Origin of the sequence: Halobaculum sp. MBLA0147, assembly GCF_041361345.1 — an archaeon.
GTDB lineage: Archaea > Halobacteriota > Halobacteria > Halobacteriales > Haloferacaceae > JAHENP01.
Genome location: NZ_JBGKAD010000001.1, coordinates 768,838 through 787,999, shown reverse-complemented (window position 1 = coordinate 787,999; position 19,162 = coordinate 768,838). Strand labels below are relative to the sequence as shown.

Below are 19,162 nucleotides of genomic sequence, written 5' to 3'. Positions count from 1 at the left end.
CGCCTCGGGAGGGCGACGCGTGAAACACCTCCCGAAACACGCCCGGCCCCGGTGGCGCTACCTCGCGGTGGGGATCGAGACGTGGCCGGACGCGAGGCTCGACAGAGAGTCGTTCCAGCGGGCGCTGTGGTACGCCGCCCAGAACCTGCTGGGCGACCCCGGGAGTGCGGACGCCGACTGCTCTCTAGTGCGGTTCCGACGGGTCGAGGGGGCCGCGGAGGCGATCGTCCGCGTCCGGCGCGACGAGGTCGAGACGGGTCGGGCGGCACTCGCGTGTGTCGACGCCGTCGACGGCGACCCGGTCGGCGTGCGTGTCCGGGGTGTCTCGGGGACGATCCGGGCCTGTGAGGAAAGCTATTTACACGCAGACGGCGGAGTGGGAGACGAACGAGACGCCGTCTTCCGTGGCGACTCCGTGCGAGTGTCCGACCGCGGGCGGACCGCGGACGTGGCGACCGCGACGGGGTTCGTCGGGGCGGCCGAGACGGACCTGTCTGTCGAACGCTCCGAGTCGACCGACACCTGACAACCCATGCAAGGTCAACAACAACAGCAGGCGTACGACCGCGGTATCACCATCTTCTCACCGGACGGCCGACTCTACCAGGTCGAGTACGCGCGCGAGGCGGTCAAGCGCGGCACGGCCAGCGTCGGCGTGCGGACGGACGAGGGGGTCGTCCTCGCGGCCGACAAGCGCTCGCGCTCCGAACTGATGGAGCCGTCGTCGGTGGAGAAGCTCCACAAGGCCGACGACCACGTCGGCATCGCGAGCGCCGGCCACGTTGCCGACGCGCGGAAACTGATCGACTTCGCGCGCCAGCAGGCGCAGGTCGAGCGGCTCCGCTACGGCGAGCCCATCGGCGTCGAGACGCTGACGAAGCGCATCACGGACAACATCCAACAGTACACGCAGGTCGGCGGCGCCCGCCCGTTCGGCGTCGCCCTGATCGTCGCGGGCGTCGAGGACGGCGAGCCGCGCCTGTTCGAGACGGACCCCTCCGGGACGCCCTACGAGTGGAAGGCGCTGTCCGTCGGCGAGAACCGGAAGGACATCCGCGAGTACCTCGAGGAGGGGTTCGCCGAGGAGTTGACGCTGGAGGAGGGGATCGAGTTGGCGTTCGGTGCGCTCGCGGAGACGAACGGCGACGAGGGGCTCACGCCCGACGGCGTCGGGCTGGCGACGATCCCGAGCGAGGACCCGGTGTACACCACCCACGACGCCGAGACCGTCGGCGACTACCTCGAGGAGTTCGGCTACCTCGCGGCGGAGACCGACGAGGCCGACGCCGACGACGAGTCGACCGAGTGATCGCAGCCGACGGATTCACCACGAGCGGCGAAGTGACCGAGTGACGGGCGGCGCAGACGATCTCTCTTCTCGCCGCGACGGCCGCTCCGCGGTCGAAGTCCGTGGTTCGGCTCGGAGTGCACTCCGGAGCCACGACTGCCGAGACCGTCTCTACCGGGCGTCCGTCCGAGGAACCTCGACCGACGGCCGCGTCGCTGTGTGTCGACGACCACAGGAAGGTGGGTGGGTACGGGTGTACGGTGGCGACCCGGTGTGGTGGACTGGCGTGCCCCGTGTGGGCGGCGAGTCGTGTCCGACGAGTCGGTGCCACACACGGCGCGCGTGACCGGACCGTGCCACCGGCGCCTCGACATTAACTCGTGAGAGAATAAACCTTTTGAACCTCGGTCGTCGACCGCAGGGGTATGCAGACGCTCGCACTCCGGCGGGGGGAGAGCCGGGCCTCGATCGTGGAGAAGCCGCGGCCGGAGCCGGGGCCGGGCGAGGCGCTCGTCCGGACGCTCCGCGTCGGGATCGACGGGACGGACCGGGAGATCCTCGCGGGGGAACACGGCGGGTTCCCGGACGGCGAGGACCACCTCGTGCTCGGCCACGAGGCGGTCGGCGTCGTCGAGGCGTCGAACGATCCCGCCCTCGAGCTGGGGACCGTCGTCGCGCCGACGGTGCGGCGACCGCCGAACGGCGGCAACGAGTACTTCGAGCGCGGTGAGGAGGACACGGCACCACCGGAGCTGTACCACGAGCGCGGGATCGACGGCGCACACGGGTTCGCGGCAGAGTACTTCACCAGTCCGGCGTCGTTCCTTGTGGAGGTGCCACGCGAGTTGGCCGAACTGGGCTTCCTCGTCGAACCGCTCTCGGTGACGGAGAAGGCGCTGGAGATCGCCCGCACGTCCCGGTCGTCGTTCGACTGGACGCCGGAGTCGGCGCTCGTCCTCGGCAACGGGAGTCTCGGCCTCCTGACGCTGGCGGTGTTGCGCGACCGACTCGACCGCGTCTACTGTCTGGGTCGCCGGGACCGTCCGGACCCGACGATCCGACTGATCGAGGCACTGGACGCGACGTACGTCGACTCCCGCGAGACGTCGGTGTCGGCGGTGGCGGAGACGCACGAGCCGGTCGACCTAGTGTACGAGGCGACGGGGTACGCGCGCCACGGCATCGAGTGTGTCCACGCGCTGGCACACAACGGCGTCGCGGCGCTGCTGGGTGTCCCACGATCCTGGAGCTTCGAGGTGGACGGCGGCGCGTTCCACGAGCAGTTGGTGTTGGGCAACCGGGCGCTGGTGGGGTCCGTCAACGCCAACGCGGGCCACTTCCGACGCGCGGTGGACGCGCTGGCGTCGCTGCCGGAGTGGGTGCTCGACGATCTGGTCACGGGCGTGTACGGACTCGACGACTACGAGCGGGCGTTCGCGGACGACGACAGCACTATCAAGACGGCCGTCGAACTGTCGACCGTATGAAGAACGTCGACGACCTGATCGGCGAGGCGGAGACGCTCGCCGACCGCGGGCTCTCGAAGGGCGAGATCGCCGACGAGTTGAACGTCTCCCGCGACACGGCCTCCTGGCTGGTCGAGCGGTCGAACGCTGCCCCCGGAGACGCCGCCGAGACCGACACCACAGCCGCCGAGGGCCCGCAGGACATCCACGTCGACTGGTCGGCCATCGGCCGCGACAGCGACCGGCTGACGCAGGTCGGTCGCGCGATGGCGGACCTCCTCGCGAAACAGGGTGAGGCGGTCGACCTCACCGTCGGTATCGAGAAGGCGGGGACGCCGCTGGCGACGACGATCGCCCGCGACCTCCAGACGGACATGGCCGCCTACGCCCCGGCGAAACACCAGTGGGACGAGGGTGACATCGACGAGCGCGGCGGGGGGTTCTCCCGTAACTTCGCGACGATCCGCGGCAGGGACTGTTACGTCGTCGACGACACGATCACCTCCGGCACCACCGTCGAGGAGACGATCGAGGCGATCCGCGAGGCCGGCGGCAACCCGGTCGCCTGCGTCGTCATCGTCGACAAACAGGGACTCGACGAGGTCGACGGTGTCCCCGTCTACTCGCTCGTCACCGTCCTCGGCGTCGGCCGCGAGTGAGGCTGCGCGCACCGTTCGTGCGACTTCACTCCGACGGCACGCGAGTGACGGCGGTTCACCGATTCCCCGAACTTATCAAACCCGATACTCAGTGGTGACCTATGGGGAGACTGGCGGTCGTCCAGGCGGAGGCGCTGGCGGCCACCGGGGGTGAGAAGCCGGTCGAGGAGCAGTACCAGAGCGACTACTTCGAGATGAAACTCCGGCTGGCGCGCCACGACAACGACGTGGTGTACGTCGTCACGCCGCGCCACGGGTTGGTCGAGCCCGACGACGTGGTGCCGCCGGATACGTCGACGTTCTCGGACTGGGAGCCGGGGGAACAGGCGCGGTGGGCGATGGACGTGGTCGAGGCGGTCGTCGGGATCACGCGTCGAAACGACCACGATCCGGTGGTCGTGTACGCCGACGTGGAGATGCGCGGTGTGATGAAGCGCCGCGCGAACATGGAGAGTCGCCTCGCCGCCGCGGGAGCCAAACTGCTGGAGCCGCTCGCGGGGTTGGGTGACCGCGAGCGTCAGTCCAAGTGGCTCTCCGAGCAACTGCACATTCGCGAGACCGCGAACGCAGACGGCCAGGCGCAGTTGACCTACCGCGGGTAGCGCCGCAGCGTCGTCCGGATGTCGACGCCGACGACACGCCACGGAGCCCGACCCGAGCGGGATCCGCGTGCTTTTGCTGTCGGTGCCGAAACGGGAGGCATGGAGTTCGCGGCGTTCGCGGAACGGGTCGACGAGATCGCGGCCGAGCCGTCGGATCTGGGGACCGTGGCACTGGTCGCCGAGCTGTTGGCCGACGCCGACGAGGCGCTCCCGACGGTGGCCCGGTTCGTCCAAGGGCGCGTCTTCCCCGCCCACGACGGCCGGACACTCTCGGTCGGCTCGGCGCTGTTACACGAGACGCTGGCCCGTGCGGCCGCAGGCGACGTGACTGCCGCCGACGTGGAGGCGCGTCTCGCCGAGGTGGGCGAGATCGGCGCGGTCGCGGCCGACTACGAGTTCGGTGCACAGACCGGACTGGCGGCGTTCGGCGGCGGTGGCGGCACGGACCCGCTGACGGTCGCCGAGGTGGCGACGGCGTTCGAGACGGTCGCCGAAGCCGAGGGTGACGGCAGCGCCGACACGCGCCGCGACACGCTGTTCGGGCTGTTCAACCGCGCCTCGCCGGCCGAGGCGAAGTACCTCGCCCGACTGGTGATGGGTGAGATGCGCGTCGGCGTCGGCGAGGGGACCGTCCGTGACGCCGTCGCCGAGGCCTTCCTGGGTGTGGACGTGTCCGGTGGGGTCGACGGAAACGGTGGTGACGGTGATGGTGGTAGTGGCGATGGTGGCGAGAGTAGCGCGGACGCGACGGCAGCCGACGCGGGCGACACGGACTCCGGGGAGCCGGGCGTCGCGTCGCTCGACGCCTTCGCCGACGATCCGGAGTCGGGTGGATCGAGCGACGACGCTCCAGGAGCCGCGAGCGACGACGATCCGGGAGCCGCGAGCGACGACGATCCGGGAGCCGCGAGCGACGACCCGGCGGAGCCACTCGACAGAGCGGCGGCGCTGGAACTCGTCGCGGACGCCCTACAGGTGACGAACGACTGCGGGCACGTCGCGCGGGTGGCCCGCGAGGAGGGGCCTGCGGGACTCTCGGAGTTGGGACTCGTCGTCGGCCGGCCGGTGCAGTCGATGTTGGCACAGTCGGGGACCGTAACGGGCGCCGTCGACGACTGGGAGCGCGTCACGGTGGAGACGAAGTTCGACGGTGCACGCGTCCAGATCCACGCGACGGGTGGTGTGGACGGCGAGGGGGTCGAGGAGGTGACCGTCTACTCGCGTAACACGGAGGACGTGACGGCGGCGCTGCCGGAGGTGGTCGACCACGTCCGCGAGCACCTCCGTGCGCCCGCGATCCTCGACGGCGAGGTGGTCGCGGTCGACGACGACGGCGATCCGCTCCCGTTCCAGCAGGTGTTGCGTCGCTTCCGCCGGAAACACGACGTGGACAGAGTCCGGGAAGAGGTCGCGGTGGAACTGCGTGTCTTCGACTGTCTCCACGTCGGCGACCCGTTCGCCGACGCGACGCTGGCACTCGACGAGGGTGACGGTACGACCGCAGACGAGGAGACCGACGTGACCGCAGACGAGGAGCCCGGCGTGACCGCAGACGAGGCGCCGCCCTGGACGCGACGCGACCCGCCCGTCGACCTCCTCGACGCCCCGCTCGTCGAGCGTCACCGGTGGGCGCGGGGTGTCCTCCCGCACGGCGTCGCGGACCTCGTCGTGACCGACGACCCCACGGCGATCGAGGCGATCGAGGCGGACGCGCTCGCCGCCGGGCACGAGGGCGTGATGTTGAAACGGCCCGACTCGACGTACGACGCCGGATCGCGCGGGCAGGCGTGGCGCAAACGGAAACCCGACGTGGAGACGCTCGACCTGGTGGTCACCGGCGCCGAGTGGGGCGAGGGGCGACGCGCGGAACAGTTCGGCACCTTCGAGGTCGCCGTTCGGGTGGGCGACGCGCCTGCCGAGGACGACGACGACGCGGACCCCTCCGCCCGGCCGGGCGACGGGGGCGCTCCCGCTCCGCCGGGCGACGAGGACACCCCCAATCCGCCGGGCGACGAGAACGCCCCCGCTCCGCCGGACGGCGAGTACGCACCCGTCGGGAAGGTGGCGACGGGGATCACCGACGAGCGACTGGCGGCGCTGACGGACCGACTCCGGGACCACGTCGTCCGCGAGGACGGCGTCGACGTGACGGTCGAGCCGCGGGTCGTCTTCGAGGTGGGCTACGAGGAGATCCAGATCTCGCCGGCCTACGACGCCGGCTACGCGTTGCGGTTCCCGCGGTTTCTCGGCGTCAGAGAGGACCTCGACCCGTCCGGTGCCGACACGTGGACTCGACTCGACCGGCTCGCACGCCGGCAGTGACCACCGCCGACGACCCTCGGCGGCCGCCGGGGCACGAGGACGGACGTGTCGGGCGAGAGACAACCCTTTTCGGACCGCGCGGCGAACGCGGAGACATGGCAGACGACTCGGAGGACACTGAGACCGCCAGCGAGCAGGCCGCCGACGAGGGGGCCGACGGAGCCGACGAGAGCGAGGGCGAGGAGAAGTCGTTCCGCGAGCGCGTCGAGGAGATCCGCGAGCGACGCGAACAGGAACGCGAGGAGGGTGAGGGCCCGCCCGGCCCCGGCGAGATGATGGGCGGCGGTCCCGGCGGTGGCGGTATGGGTGGTGGCGGCGGCAACCCGTTCGCCCAGATGATGGGCGGCATGATGGGTGGCGGCGGCGGCATGGGCGGCATGGGCGGCGGCCCGCCCGGTGCCCAAGGCGGCGGAGAAGAGGAGGGTCCCGGTAACGAGGAACTCGTCCGCGAGGTGCGACAGCTCCGCGACGAGGTCCGCGACGCGACCCGACAGCTCCAGCGGATCGCGCAAGCGCTGGAAGACGACTGACGACGACGCCTTCTCCCTCTGTCTCGCCGTTCCGCACTCTAGCGTCCCCGGCGAGCGACCGGCACCGGGCTCGGCCGACCGGACCGTCCGACCGGTGTCGTGCCCCGGTGGAACTAACTCCGTCCCCACTCTACGCTCGGCTCGTGACGGACGACGCTCCGGGTGACGAGGACGCTCCGGACGAAGAGAGCCCGGTCGACGCCAGTCACGACGCCGACACCGTCGGGGACGAGACCGAGACTCACGAGAGCGAGGCGACGGCCGACGAGACGCCCGTCTCGGAGGCGCAGGCGTGGGCGGAACCCGGGAGCGTCGGCGACGACGAGGACGCGCTCGACCCGTCGGACCTCGACATCTCCGACCGAGACGGTGTCAAGACGACCGACGAGGGGCAGTTCGTCATCTCCACCGACGGCGACGCCATCGACCCGGACGTGCCACCCGTCCGCGTCGTCGGCGAGACCGGCGCCGAGACCGACGCGTCGTCCGCAAGCGGTGACGGAGAACGTCCCGACGACGCGCCGACCCACAGCGGACGAGGTGGACGCGGCGACACGGCCGATCCCACCGACGATCCACTGACTGCGTTGGAACGGGACCTGCGAGCGCTGTCCGCGCGGCGCGGATTCGCGGTCGTCGTCCGCGACGGGGAGACGACCGGGTCGATCCAGACTGCGACGAACGACCGCGCGGCGGCGCTGGAGACCGTCCTCAGGTGGTACGCCGGTCGCGTCGACGCCGAGAGGCCGACCGAGGAGACGCTCCGCGAGCTGTTGGCCGAGACGGGACTGTCGCTCGGACTCGACGACACCGACGCGGGGTGAGTAGCTGCAGTGAGTCGGTACCCCGGTGAGTGCCGTCACTCGTCGTCGACCGCGAGGTGGTCGATGTCACGGTGTCGGTCGGGGGGCGAGTCTCGCTCCGTCGGGCCGCGGAGGTGGACGGCGACCGTCGTCCCGTCCGCGGACTCGGTGACGGTCACCTCGCCGCCGAACTCCTCGACGAGCCACGACACGAGCCAGACGCCGAGACTGCTCGCGTGGTCCAGCTTCGTCTCGCGGCGACCGGTCAACACCCGCCGGTCCTGTGCGGGGATGCCGTCGCCCTCGTCGTGGACGCGGACGGTGACGCCGGCCTCGTCCTCGCTCGGTACGACTTCGAACGCGACCGGTGCGGCCGCCGTGTGAGTGATCGCGTTCTCGCCCAACTCCGCGATCACGTCCGCGAGGCGGTCGGTCGCGAGCACCTCCGCGTCCGCGTCGACTCGTGTCCTCGTCTCGACCGTCGCGTCCGGGTGAGCGGCGTCGAGTCGCTCGGCGACCGCGTCGACCACGTCGACGACCGCCACCGGTCGCGGCTCCGTTCGATCGCCCGCCAGTGACTCCAGTCGGCGCGCGGTCTCCCCGAGTTCGATCAACGCCGTCGCCGTCTCGACGACCCTGTCGACGGCCGGCTCCAGCGGGTCGTCCACGTCCGCTCGGATCGTCTCGGCGTACCCACGGATCACGTTCAGGTCGTTGCGGAGGTTGTGACGCAACACGCGGTTCAACACGCGGAACAGTCGCTCGCGCCGGACGCGGCGGGTCACGTCTCGTTGGATCCCGGCGTAGTGTGTCACCGTCCCGTCGTCGTCCGTGATCGGTGTGATCGACAGGTCGTTCCAGAACGGTGTCCCGTCGCGACGGTAGTTGCGCAGTTCCGTCCGGATCGGCTCGTCGTCGGCCAGCGCCGCCCGGATCGCCGCGACGGCGTCCTCGTCCGTCTCCTCCCCTTGGAGGAACCGACAGTTCAGCCCGACGGCGTCGTCGGCGTCGTAGCCGGTGATCTCCTCGAAGGCGTCGTTGACGTACTCCAGCGGGGCGTCCTCGTGTTCGGCGTCCGCGACGGTGACACCCACGTCGACCTCGTCGAACACCTGATCCTTCAGGGCGAGTTCCTCGCGGCGCTCCAGCCGGTCGCTCACGTCGTGGAGGTAGAACTGTCTGTACCGCGTCCCCTCGACCGTGACCGCACTCGCACTCACGGCGACGGGCACCTCGCTCCCGTCGGCGCGGACCACGTGGAGGCGCGTGTCGCCGACGCTGGTGCGTTGGCCGTCGGCGTCGAGTGCGGCGTCGAGTGCCGTCCGGTGGTCCGCCGGCGCCGCCGGACAGAGGTCGATCACGTTCTGCCCGACGAGTGTCGCCTCGTCGTAGCCGGTCAACTCGGTCGCCGCCGCGTTCGCCTCCACGACGGTGTCCGTGTCGTCGACGACGAGGATCGCCTCCGGCGCGGCCTCGAACAGCCCGTCACGGAGCCGCTGGGCACGCTCTCTGGTCGCGACCTCGTCGTCGACGACCGCCTCGTGTCGTTCCGTCTCCAGTGCCCGTCCGAGACAGGTCGCGACGAGTTCGACGAACGACTCGTCGGCGGTCGAGAACGCCGTCTCGCGGGCCGACCGCGAGAGGAAACACACCGTCCCGTACTGCTCGCCGTCGACCGTGATCGTCGCGCCGAGGTAACACTCGAACTCGTGGTGGCGGTACGCTGGGTCGTCGAGCCACCCCTCCGCGGAGGCCTCCGAGACCGCCAGCGGGTCGTCTCTGGCGAGCGTTCGCCGGCAGTACGTCTTCCCGGCGGGGAGTCGTTCCCCCTCGGGCAGTAGTTCGGGCGGCCCGCCGACGCTGGCGACGATCTCGTGGGTCTCCCCGTCGACGCGTTCGACGTGGCCGTTCTCGACACCCAGTAGTCGCCGACCCACGTCGAGCACTCGGGCGCGAGTGGCCGCGAACGACAGGTCGTCGGCGGCGAGTGCGTCGTACACTGCCTCGCGGGCCCGTTCGTGAGAGAGATTCTCGCCCGGCGGGTCGTCGACGCCGCGGTCGGCCGACGGGTCGTCGACGCCGCGGTCGGCCGACGGGTCGTCGACTGTGGCGTCGGACCGGTCACTCCGGGGGAACTCGCTCGACTCGTCACCCCCGTCTCGTTCGGGGACCGCGTCACCTGTCGCGTCACGGCTCGCCTCGGCCGTCCCGTGATCGTCGTCACCAGTGTCGGACATGTGTGAGTGTGGGTGTGATCGGCGGGGACGTGGAGAGCCGGAGGGCGCCCCGCGAGGATCCGACGTTCGAATCACACTGGAAACTCCACACTGAAATGGTCTGTGGCGGGTAACGCCGCTCTCGCGGGCGGAGTGACACGATCGACGCCGCGTACGGTGATCCCCGTCGGCAGCCAGTGGGTGGCTGCCGAGTGACCCCCGACCGAAGATTGATACACGCGCCACACCTTCCCGTAGAACGATGAGCGGCCAACTCGTCGACGTGTCGGCCGATTCGAGCGAGGTGGACGACCCGTGAGCGGCGAGACCGAGGAGGAGGACTGGTTCGAGAAGGCGCTCAGGGATGACGACGAGAGCGACGCGAACGACGAGAGTGAGGCGGCCGTCGACCGAGACTCGACGGAGTCGACGGCGTCGTCCGGAGCGTCGGACGACGCCGGAGCGTCTGCCGAGAGTGCGGAGGGAGACACCTCGGGGGGGAGCGACGCGACGGACTCGAAGCCGTTCGACGGGACAGCCCCCGACAGTGATCCGTTCGGTGCCGACAGCGTGGCCGACACCGTCGACGGGGTCGACGCCGGTGCGGGAGGGGCTGGAACTGCGGGCGACGCCGCGGTCGGAGACGACTCGGACGGGCCGACGGGGAACGACGACCCGTTCGGCGGCGAGGAGAGCGGTGACGAGGATCCGTTCGGCGGCGGAGACGGCGAGACCGAGGACCCGTTCGGCGGCGGAGAGGACGGCGGCGGCGACCCGTTCGACGGTAGCGGTGTCGGCGCGGAGTCGGATGCCGCCGACTCGGGGACATCCGCCGACGGCTCCGCCTCGGCCGGAGAGGGCACGAACGCCGAGACCGACTCGGACGACCCCTTCGGCGGCGGTGACGGCGCCGCGGAGACGGACGATCCCTTCGGCGACGACGGCACGGAAGACGACCCCTTCGGCGGCGGTGGTGGCGCCGCGGAGACGGACGATCCCTTCGGCGACGACGGCACGGAAGACGACCCCTTCGGCGGTGGTGGTGGCGCTGCAGAGGCAGACGATCCCTTCGGCGGTGGTGGCGGCAGCGAGACGGACGACCCGTTCGGCGGCGCACAGGGTGGTGGTGGAGGTCCGGGCGACGACCCGTTCGGCGAGGACTTCGCGGACGCGATGGGTGGCGGCATGGGCGGCGGGATGGGTGGTGGCGGCGGCGGCAGCGGCTCGGAGTTCGACGAGGAGAACTTCGAGTCGGAGATCGAGCGCCTCGACGTCGGGATCGAGGGGTTGGACGACATGATCCTCGGCGGCGTGCCGGTCCGGTCGCTGATGACGGTGATCGGGAGCGCCGGGACCGGAAAGACCACCTTCGGACTCCAGTTCCTCGAGCAGGCGATGTCGAACGGCGGCAGCGGCGTCTACATCACGCTCGAGGAGACGGAGGAGGCGATCGTCTCGACGGCCGAGGAGAAGGGCTGGTCGTTCGAGGAGTACGTCGAGAACGACCAGTTGGTGGTCGTGGCGATGGACCCGATCGAGATGGCGAACAGTCTCGACTCGATCCGCGGGGACATCTCGCGGCTCGTCAACGACTTCGGCGCGGACAGACTCGTGTTGGACTCCGTGTCGCTGCTAGAGATGATGTACGACCACCCGGCGAAGCGTCGCTCGGAGGTGTTCGACTTCGCCCGCTCGCTGAAGCGGGCCGGCGTGACGACGATGCTCACCTCGGAGGCGAGCGCCGACAACTCCTACCAGTCCCGGCACGGACTCGTCGAGTACCTCGTCGACGCGGTGTTCGTCCTGCAGTACGTCCGCCCGAACGACTTCCAGGAGACGCGACTCGCCGTCGAGATCCAGAAGATCCGCGACGCGAACCACTCCCGCGAGACGAAGCCGTACGACATCACCGACGACGGGCTCTCCGTCTACCGCCAGGCGAACATCTTCTGAGTTCGAGCGCGTGTGTTCACTCCGAGTCCGGGCGGTCGCCGCGCCGCCGTCGCTGGCGGTAGATCCGGAGCCCGAGCACGCCGGCGATCGTCAGTGTCGCTACCAGCGCGAGCAGCGCGAAGTCGGGTGCGTCGAGGTCGCCGCCGAGCCGGGTGCGGTCTTCGACCACGTCGACGGTGAGTGGCTCGGACTCGTCGAACCGGTACGTACCGTCGGGCGTGACCACGCGGAACTGGAGCGCGTGGAGTCCGACCGTGTCGCCGGTCAGCGAGAGCGCCCCAGACGTGGACTCGCCGGGTGTCAACGTCGTGCCCTCTTCGAGGATCAACGAACGCGTCTCGTTGTTCGGCCCGGCGATCGTCAACTGGACCCTGGCGGCCGTCACGTCGTCGCCGCGGTTCTCGACGGTGTACGAGATCTCCGTCGACTCGCCGAGTTCGACGACGTTCGACCCGACGCTCGCGGCCGCGAGACAGAGGTGTCCGGCGTCGGTCGACTCACACGGACCGGCTCCGACGGCCGTCTCCGTCGCAGTCGACTCCTGTCCAGTCGCCCCAGGGACGACCGTGCCGACCAGTGCGAGACAGACGAGCGCCGCGACCAGTACCCTGCCGTGTCGCATACTCACCCGACGACGACGGGCACTGAAAAACGTCCCCCTCCGACTCTCGCGACTGAGAGTGGTCGGTCGCGACACTGGCGCCCTACGACCCGGCGGCCGTGCCGACGCTCGGTCGGGTCACCGGACGACCGTCACCGGGACGGGGGAGTTCCGGACGATCGTCTCCGCGTCGCTCCCGAGCAGGAGCCGCGAGACGCCGGTCCGGCCGTGACTCCCGACGACGACGTGGTCGACCTCGTGGTCGCGGGCGTACTCGACGACGGTCGTCGCCGGCTCGCCGACGGCGGTGTCCGTGTCGACACGCGCGACGCGGTCGCGAATCTCGTCGACACCGTCGGCCAGGGTCTCCTCGGCGTCCGCCCGTCGGCGCTCGTACCACTCCTCGGCCGCGGTCGGCACGGAGGAACTCGCTCTGTAGCCGTCGCTGGTCGGATCGACGACGTACAACAGCGTGAGGCGCGCGTCCGGCCACTCGTCGGCGGCGTACGTCAACGCCGCGCGCGACTGCTCGGTGCCGTCGTACCCCACCAGTACCGAGTCCGCCATGAGTGGCGCTACGTCGCCGGGGGTCAAAACGACGACGGGGTCACGTCGCCGGAGACCGACCGGACGGGAGTCGACCGCCGGGCCGGCTCCACGGGACCGCACCGCCGACACTGGGTCAGTCCCCGTGTCGCGTCACACACACGGGGAGCCCGGTCACCTCGACGGGTTCGGAGTTGTCCGGTGAGTAGACGACCATCTGACCGGTCTCCATGTACGGCACCTTCGCGGCGAGCGACGACGGGATGTTGACGGAGTCAATGGCGTCGTCGTCGCCGAGGTTCAACACGAGGCGGGTGTTCACCTGCTTGAAGACGGGATCGGCCACGTCCTGTGGGTCCTGCGTGATGAGGAACAGTCCCAGCCGCTCTTTGCGTCCCTGTTTGGCCGCCTCGGTGAACTTCGAGACGACCTTCCGCGCCTGCACGTTGTCAGCCTCCGAGAGGAAGTTGTGTGCCTCGTCCATCCCGAGCACCAGCGGGGTCTCTGCGATCCGCGTCGACGACGGCGCGTTCGACAGCTTGTCGTCGACGAGCATCGCCGCCACCGCGAGCACGAACGTCTCCTTCGCTCGCGAGGTCGAGAGGTGGTACGTCGGAATCACCGAGATCCCACCGGGGCGGACGAGCTCCGTGTCCAACTCCGTGATCGGCCGGGCGTCCTGGTCGAAGACGCCACCGGGGATCGAGCGCACCCGCCGCTTGACGGCGTCGAACGTCGCCTCGTGGACGCGCCCGCTCTCGTGGAGTTCCTCCTTCAGCGCCGGGTCGTCGAGGAACGAGCAGAACCGGTCGTAGGTGGCGGTCGCGTCGTCGTAGTTGCGGAAGAAGCGGTCCAGCAGGTGCGTGAGCGCACCGTACTGGTTGTCGTTGAGCGACGCCCCGGCGACGAGCCACGGCATGTCGTACTCGTCGACGATGGAGAACGGGATCGTGAACGGCACCTGTTCGGCGCGGTGGCCCTGCCCGGGGTACGAGACACCGGCCTCCTGTGGCACCAGGGCGACGGTGTCGTCGTGGCCGCCGTGTGCGATCCCCTCGCGCTCCAGGCGCCGCTCCCACTCGTCGTCCAGCGCGGGGTTGTCGTCGTGGAGTTGGGCGTACTCGTCTTGCGGGTCGAAGATCACCGTCGCCGTCTGCGTCTCGCGGCCGTCGTCCATCTCGTAGCGGCGACCGACGTACTGCCGCAGGACGTTCTTCGCGGCGTGGGTCTTCCCCGACCCCGTGCCCCCGGCGACGAGCGTGTGCCGGAACACGAGCGGGTCGCCGTCCTCGTCGGCGTCGTTCAGTCGGTAGTCCACCGTGGGCGGCTCCGTCGCGGTGCGGACCTTCTCCCCGCCGACGGAGAGGTGTCCGAGGAACACCCCCTCCGTCGGGATGTCGAGGCCGGTCTTGATCTGTTCGGCGTCGGTCGCCTGCCGGACGGTCGCGCCAGGCTTCGGGACTCTGTCGACCATCCGCCGCTGGAGTTCGCCGTCCTCCGAGAACAACACCGCGCCGGGGTCGAGATCCGCGAGGAACTTGTAGTCGCGCTCGTCGAAGCCGTCCCCCGTCGACAGGCGGCGGCGCGTGGTCAACTGCGTGGCGTCGTCCGTCTGGAACTCCTGGGCGTACTCCAGCGCCTCGACGCGTGCGAACAGTGACTCCCCGTCGGGGTACGGGACGATCAGGTAGGTTCCGAGCCGCACGTCCTCGCGGTTGCCCGCCTCGACGAACGCCTGGACGCTCGTCTCCTCGCCGTCCTCGGAGACGCGGAGCCCCTGCGAGACGACGACGGAGCCGATTCCCTCGACGCCCGCCGCGTCCGCGTCGTCGACGTACGAGACGAACGCGTCCGCCGTGTCGCCGCCGTCCGTGGCGCCGCTGTCCGCCGTCGTGTCGGCCGTCGCCGTGGTGTCCGTGTCGGGAGCAGCGGTGTCTGCCGCCTCGCTGCCGGTGGTCGTGTCTGCGGCTCTCGCCGGGTCGTCGGTGTCCGCGTCCGTTGCGGAGTCGCCGTCGGTGTCCGTGGCCGAGTCGGCGTCGGCGAAGGCGTCGAAACTCTCCAGATCGGAGTCCCCGGAGTCGGTCATGTCTCGTCGGTGGCACCCGGGAGACAAAAACACCTCCGTCGGTGGGCTCGATGTCGCCCGCAACACCCCCGTCGGGACCCCCGACGTGGGCCCTACTCGTTCCAGACTCCGACACACGTAAACCCGGAGCCGAGGTACGGACTCGCAATGAGCCACGGGTCACACGACGACCCGCCGACGCCCGAGGACGCCCCCGGGACGCCCACCCCGTCGAACCCGGAGGGCGAGGGGAGCGTCACGGTCGTCGGCACCGCACACGTCTCGGAGGCCTCCGTCCGCGAGGTCGAGGAGACGGTGGAGGCGGAGCGTCCGGACATCGTCGCGGTCGAACTCGACGAGGGTCGCTACCGCCAGATGCGCGGCGGCACCCCGGACGACCTCGACCCCGGCGACCTGCTCGGCGGCAACACCGTCTTCCAGTTCCTCGCGTACTGGATGCTGTCGTACGTCCAGACGCGGATGGGCGAGAAGTTCGACGTGGAACCCGGCGCCGAGCAGTTGGCGGCCGTCGAGACCGCCGAGTCGCTCGGCCTGGGCGTCGCCCTGGTGGACCGCGAGATCAACACGACGATCCAGCGCTTCTGGGCGCGGCTGACGCTCGTCGAGAAGTTCCGGATGCTCGGCGCGCTCGCCTTCGGCGTCACCGATCCCCGCGTGGCGGGTGTCACCTTCGGCGTCGTCGTCGGGCTCTTACTCGGGCCGCTGATCGCCGTCTTCGGCGGTAGTGTCGGAATCGGCACCGCACTGCTCACCGCCGTCGGGACGAGTCTCCTCGCGGGCGCCGCAGCGGGCTACCTCACTTTCGAGGGCGCGCGAGCCGTCACCGGTGGGAGCAGTGGCCCGACCCCGGCGGCCGCCGCGGGTCTCGGCGTCGCCGCGACCGTCGGCGTGACCGGGATCGGCGTCGACTTCCTCACGTCGACGCTGTCGACGTTCGTCGTCTCCGCGGCGGGGTCGCTCGGCCTCGGGCTGGCGGCCGGGCTCGGCGTCGGGCTCGTCGCGGGTGTCCTCGTGGACGCGCTCGGGATCGGCCTCGCGGAGGAGTCACCCGAGGACGACCTGGCGGAGTTCGACCCCGACGAGTTGACGGACGGGGACGTGGTCTCGGCGATGATGGAGGAGTTTCGCGCGTTCTCGCCCGGCGGCGCGGAGGCGCTGATCGACGAGCGGGACGCCTACATCGGCCACCAGCTCGTCGGCCTCCGCGAGGCGGGGTACGACGTGGTCGCCGTGCTCGGCGCGGGGCACCGCGCCGGGGTGGAGGCGTACCTGCGTGACCCGCGGACGCTGCCGCCGATGGAGTCGCTGGTGGGGGAGGCCTCTGGCGGACGCGTCCCGTGGGGGAAGCTGCTCGGGTTCGGGATCACCGCGGCGTTCGTCGGCTTCTTCGTCTTACTCGCGATGGCCGGCGTGCGGAACGTGGAACTGCTCCGGCTGTTCGCGGCGTGGTTCCTCATCAACGGCGTGTTCGCGGCGGGGTTGGCGAAGGTCGCGGGGGCGCGGTGGCGGTCGGCGGGTGTCGGCGGACTCGTCGCCTGGATGACCTCGGTGAATCCGCTGTTGGCGCCCGGCTGGTTCACGGGGTACATGGAACTGCGGCACCTCAAGGTGAACGTCTCCGACATCGGGACGTTGAACGAACTGCTCTCCGACGAGACGCGCCCGATCACCGACATCGTCTCGGACATGCTCGACGTGCCGCTGTTCCGGCTGATCGTCGTCGTCGCGATGACGAACGTCGGGAGCGTGATCGCGAGCGTGCTGTTCGCGGCGTACGTGCTCCCGGCGTTCTCGGCCTCGCTCGACGCCGGCGTGACCGAACTGATGGTGCGTGGCGCGCGCCGCAGCGCCGAACTGCTCTGGGAGGCGGTGGCGTGACCGACGCCGATCCGTCACGACGCGAGGCGGAACCGCGGGCGGGTGCCGACGCGGAACCGCGGGTGGGTGCCGACGCGGAACCGCGGACGGGTGGCAGCCAGTCGGACGACCACCCGCGCACGGACGGCGGTCGCAGGCTCGGCCGTTCTGCGGGTGGATCGGGCGGTCCGAGCGGACGGACTCGCTCGCCGCTGTCGTTCTCGGACCGGGAACTCCGCGACCTCGCGGCCGCGTGGCTGGCGTTGAGCGCCGCGTTCGGCGTGTTCTTCTTCGGTGGTGGTCCACTGGTCGCAGAGACAGTCACTGCGGGCGTGTTCGGGCCGCTGGTGGAGATCACGCTGTTGTCCGGCGCCACCGCCGGGGTCGGGTTCCTGCTGCACGAACTGGGCCACAAGGTCGTCGCCGTGCGGTTCGGGCAGCGGGCGGAGTTCCGCGCCGACTACGGGATGTTGTTCCTCGCGGTCGTCTCGGCACTGGCGGGATTCCTCTTCGCCGCGCCGGGTGCGGTGTACCACTCCGGGCGGATCACCCGCCGCGAACACGGGCTGATCGCGCTCGCCGGACCGGTCGTGAACATCGTGCTCGCGGTCGGGTTCCTCGCGTGTTGGCTCGGCGGTGGACTGCTCGACGTGACACTCGTCCGTCAAGTCGGCCAGTGGGGACTCGCGGTGAACCTGTTGCTCGCGGCGTTCAACATGATCCCGTTCGGCCCGCTGGACGGGGCGACGATCCGCGAGTGGAGTACGGTCGTCTGGGCGGGCGTCGCCGTCCCCAGCGTCGCCGCCGCGGTGTACGTGCTGTTCGTGTTGAACCTGTTGTGAGGCGGCAGCCGAGCCCGGCACGGTGAGTTTCGACCGCCGAGAACGCGACCGTGTCGGGCGAGGATGGTCCCTGGGAGGTCAGGCGACGGTGCTCTCCGGCAGCCCCAATACATCGACGGCGGCGGCGGCGACCTCGGGGACGAGCTCCTCCGGCGCGTACACGCCCATCCGCCAGCCGCCGCGGCGGGCGTCGCGCAAGCCGGAGACGAGACTCGAGGCGTCTTCGAGCCGCTGGACGACACCGTCGACGACGACCCGCGTGTCGGCCTCCTTGAACCCCGGGCGTGGTGGCGCGTCGACGACCACGGCCGCCTCGTCGACGCCGGCGCGGTCCGCGATCTCGCGTTCCGCCGTCCGTTCGTCCTCGTGGCGCATCTCGACGACACTCGCCGGCACCTCGTCCAACCCGCCCCAGATCGCCCGCTTGTAGAGGTCGCGGTGCTCGATCCGGCGGCCGAGTTCCGGGACGTCCTCGCGGAGGCGGACGAGGAGGTCGTGGTCGGCCATCCGGCGGAACGTCGCCACGTCCGTCTCCGTCCGTTCGAGGAGTCGTTCGGAGGCGCGTTCGAGCATCGCACCGGCGATCCGCGAGACGTGGTGGCGGTACACCGTCGAGTCCATCAGCGCACGCGCCAACAGCAACGACTCCGCGGTGGCGACGTTCCCCTCCGCGAGCACCAACTCGCCGTCCCTGTACTGCAGTTCCCGTACCAGCCGTTCGTGGTCGATGGTGCCGTACGGCACGCCGGTGTGGTGGGCGTCGCGCACGAGGTAGTCCATCCGGTCGACGTCCAACTCGCCGGAGACCAGTTGGCCGAGCTCACCCTCGCCGCGGACCAGTTCGGCGACGCGACTCGGCGAGAGGTCGTGGCCGCGCAACACCGCGCCGATCTCCGTCTGCTCCAAGAGGTCGCCGAGTTCGTCGTGGTCACGGCCCGTCCGGCGGCGGATCACCTCCTCCGTCTGGTGGCCGTACGGGCCGTGGCCCACGTCGTGGACGAGCGCCGCGGCGCGGACGTGGCGCGCGCGGTCGCCCTCGACCCCGAGGAACGACAGCGCCCGCGAGGCGAGGTGGTACACGCCCAGCGAGTGCTCGAACCGCGTGTGTGACGCGGAGGGGTACACCAGCCGGACCGTCGAGAGCTGTTTTATGTGGCGGAGTCGCTGGACGGCGTCGGTGTCCAGCAGGTCCGCCGCCACCGGACAGAGGGTGACGTAGTCGTGGACGGAGTCTTTGATCGCCGTCATTCGAGTACGTGGTGCCAGCGGTGGTCGCCCCGAAACGCTGTCGGTCCCCGTCCGCCTCCGTCCCGGCAGGTCGGTGCCCGTCCGAGCGCACGGCGACCCACCGGCCCACTCTCGGTCCGACCCGTGCCACTCCGTGTGTCACG

Annotated in this window: 16 protein-coding genes; 11 read left to right on the top strand and 5 right to left on the bottom strand. The window is 70.5% G+C overall.

Annotation, left to right across the window (positions count from 1 at the left end; all coding sequences use genetic code 11):
* Positions 1 to 19 precede the first annotated feature (19 nt).
* The 8 genes from RYH80_RS03730 to RYH80_RS03695 all read left to right on the top strand — a co-directional run bounded on the left by RYH80_RS03730 (position 20) and on the right by RYH80_RS03695 (position 7,691).
* On the top strand, positions 20 to 526 hold the full coding sequence (locus RYH80_RS03730) for an Rpp14/Pop5 family protein (protein WP_370902519.1): 507 nt from the start codon (positions 20 to 22) through the stop codon (positions 524 to 526).
* A gap of 6 nt (positions 527 to 532) precedes the next feature.
* A complete protein-coding gene (gene psmA, locus RYH80_RS03725; protein ID WP_370902518.1) occupies positions 533 to 1,309 on the top strand; it encodes an archaeal proteasome endopeptidase complex subunit alpha in 777 nt (258 codons plus the stop codon).
* Between the two features lie 404 nt (positions 1,310 to 1,713).
* A complete protein-coding gene (locus RYH80_RS03720) occupies positions 1,714 to 2,775 on the top strand; it encodes a glucose 1-dehydrogenase (protein WP_370902517.1) in 1,062 nt (353 codons plus the stop codon).
* Positions 2,772 to 3,413, top strand: a complete 642-nt coding sequence (gene gfcR / locus RYH80_RS03715) for a transcriptional regulator GfcR (RefSeq protein ID WP_370902516.1) — start codon at positions 2,772 to 2,774, stop codon at positions 3,411 to 3,413. The genes RYH80_RS03720 and gfcR overlap by 4 nt, the downstream gene beginning before the upstream one ends.
* A gap of 101 nt (positions 3,414 to 3,514) precedes the next feature.
* Positions 3,515 to 4,015 (top strand): DUF6884 domain-containing protein, encoded by a 501-nt coding sequence (locus RYH80_RS03710; protein ID WP_370902515.1) that lies wholly within the window; start codon positions 3,515 to 3,517, stop codon positions 4,013 to 4,015.
* Between the two features lie 99 nt (positions 4,016 to 4,114).
* Positions 4,115 to 6,337: an ATP-dependent DNA ligase gene (locus tag RYH80_RS03705; protein WP_370902514.1), complete on the top strand. Its 2,223-nt coding sequence runs from the start codon at positions 4,115 to 4,117 to the stop codon at positions 6,335 to 6,337.
* Positions 6,338 to 6,432: 95 nt separating this feature from the next.
* On the top strand, positions 6,433 to 6,867 hold the full coding sequence (locus RYH80_RS03700) for a hypothetical protein (protein ID WP_370902513.1): 435 nt from the start codon (positions 6,433 to 6,435) through the stop codon (positions 6,865 to 6,867).
* Positions 6,868 to 7,010: 143 nt separating this feature from the next.
* Complete coding sequence (locus tag RYH80_RS03695; protein WP_370902512.1) at positions 7,011 to 7,691, top strand: DUF7500 family protein; 681 nt, start codon at positions 7,011 to 7,013, stop codon at positions 7,689 to 7,691.
* 35 nt (positions 7,692 to 7,726) lie between these two features.
* On the opposite strand, the gene RYH80_RS03690 is transcribed toward RYH80_RS03695, so the two are convergent.
* Positions 7,727 to 9,907, bottom strand: a complete 2,181-nt coding sequence (locus RYH80_RS03690; RefSeq protein WP_370902511.1) for a PAS domain-containing protein — start codon at positions 9,905 to 9,907, stop codon at positions 7,727 to 7,729.
* Between the two features lie 294 nt (positions 9,908 to 10,201).
* On the opposite strand from RYH80_RS03690, the gene RYH80_RS03685 reads away from it, so the two are divergent.
* Complete coding sequence (locus tag RYH80_RS03685) at positions 10,202 to 11,839, top strand: KaiC domain-containing protein (RefSeq protein ID WP_370902510.1); 1,638 nt, start codon at positions 10,202 to 10,204, stop codon at positions 11,837 to 11,839.
* Positions 11,840 to 11,855: 16 nt separating this feature from the next.
* Here RYH80_RS03685 and RYH80_RS03680 read toward each other — a convergent pair whose 3' ends face one another.
* From RYH80_RS03680 to RYH80_RS03670, 3 genes are all read right to left on the bottom strand, one after another.
* Positions 11,856 to 12,461, bottom strand: coding sequence for a hypothetical protein (locus RYH80_RS03680; protein ID WP_370902509.1), 606 nt, complete (start codon positions 12,459 to 12,461; stop codon positions 11,856 to 11,858).
* A 117-nt stretch (positions 12,462 to 12,578) separates the two neighbouring features.
* A complete protein-coding gene (locus RYH80_RS03675) occupies positions 12,579 to 13,007 on the bottom strand; it encodes a universal stress protein (protein ID WP_370902508.1) in 429 nt (142 codons plus the stop codon).
* A gap of 115 nt (positions 13,008 to 13,122) precedes the next feature.
* The gene (locus RYH80_RS03670) at positions 13,123 to 15,072 is read right to left on the bottom strand and encodes an ATP-binding protein (protein WP_370902507.1); all 1,950 of its coding nucleotides are present in this window, start codon (positions 15,070 to 15,072) and stop codon (positions 13,123 to 13,125) included.
* A 147-nt stretch (positions 15,073 to 15,219) separates the two neighbouring features.
* Between RYH80_RS03670 and RYH80_RS03665 the strand changes: the two genes are divergently transcribed.
* A complete protein-coding gene (locus RYH80_RS03665; protein ID WP_370902506.1) occupies positions 15,220 to 16,950 on the top strand; it encodes a TraB/GumN family protein in 1,731 nt (576 codons plus the stop codon).
* A 191-nt stretch (positions 16,951 to 17,141) separates the two neighbouring features.
* Positions 17,142 to 17,771 (top strand): zinc metalloprotease, encoded by a 630-nt coding sequence (locus RYH80_RS03660; protein ID WP_370904645.1) that lies wholly within the window; start codon positions 17,142 to 17,144, stop codon positions 17,769 to 17,771.
* A 78-nt stretch (positions 17,772 to 17,849) separates the two neighbouring features.
* Here the strand turns inward: RYH80_RS03660 and RYH80_RS03655 are convergent, their stop codons facing one another.
* Positions 17,850 to 19,019 carry an HD domain-containing protein gene (locus tag RYH80_RS03655; protein WP_370902505.1) on the bottom strand — a complete coding sequence of 390 codons (1,170 nt, stop codon included), beginning with the start codon at positions 19,017 to 19,019 and terminating at the stop codon, positions 17,850 to 17,852.
* Positions 19,020 to 19,162 lie beyond the last annotated feature (143 nt).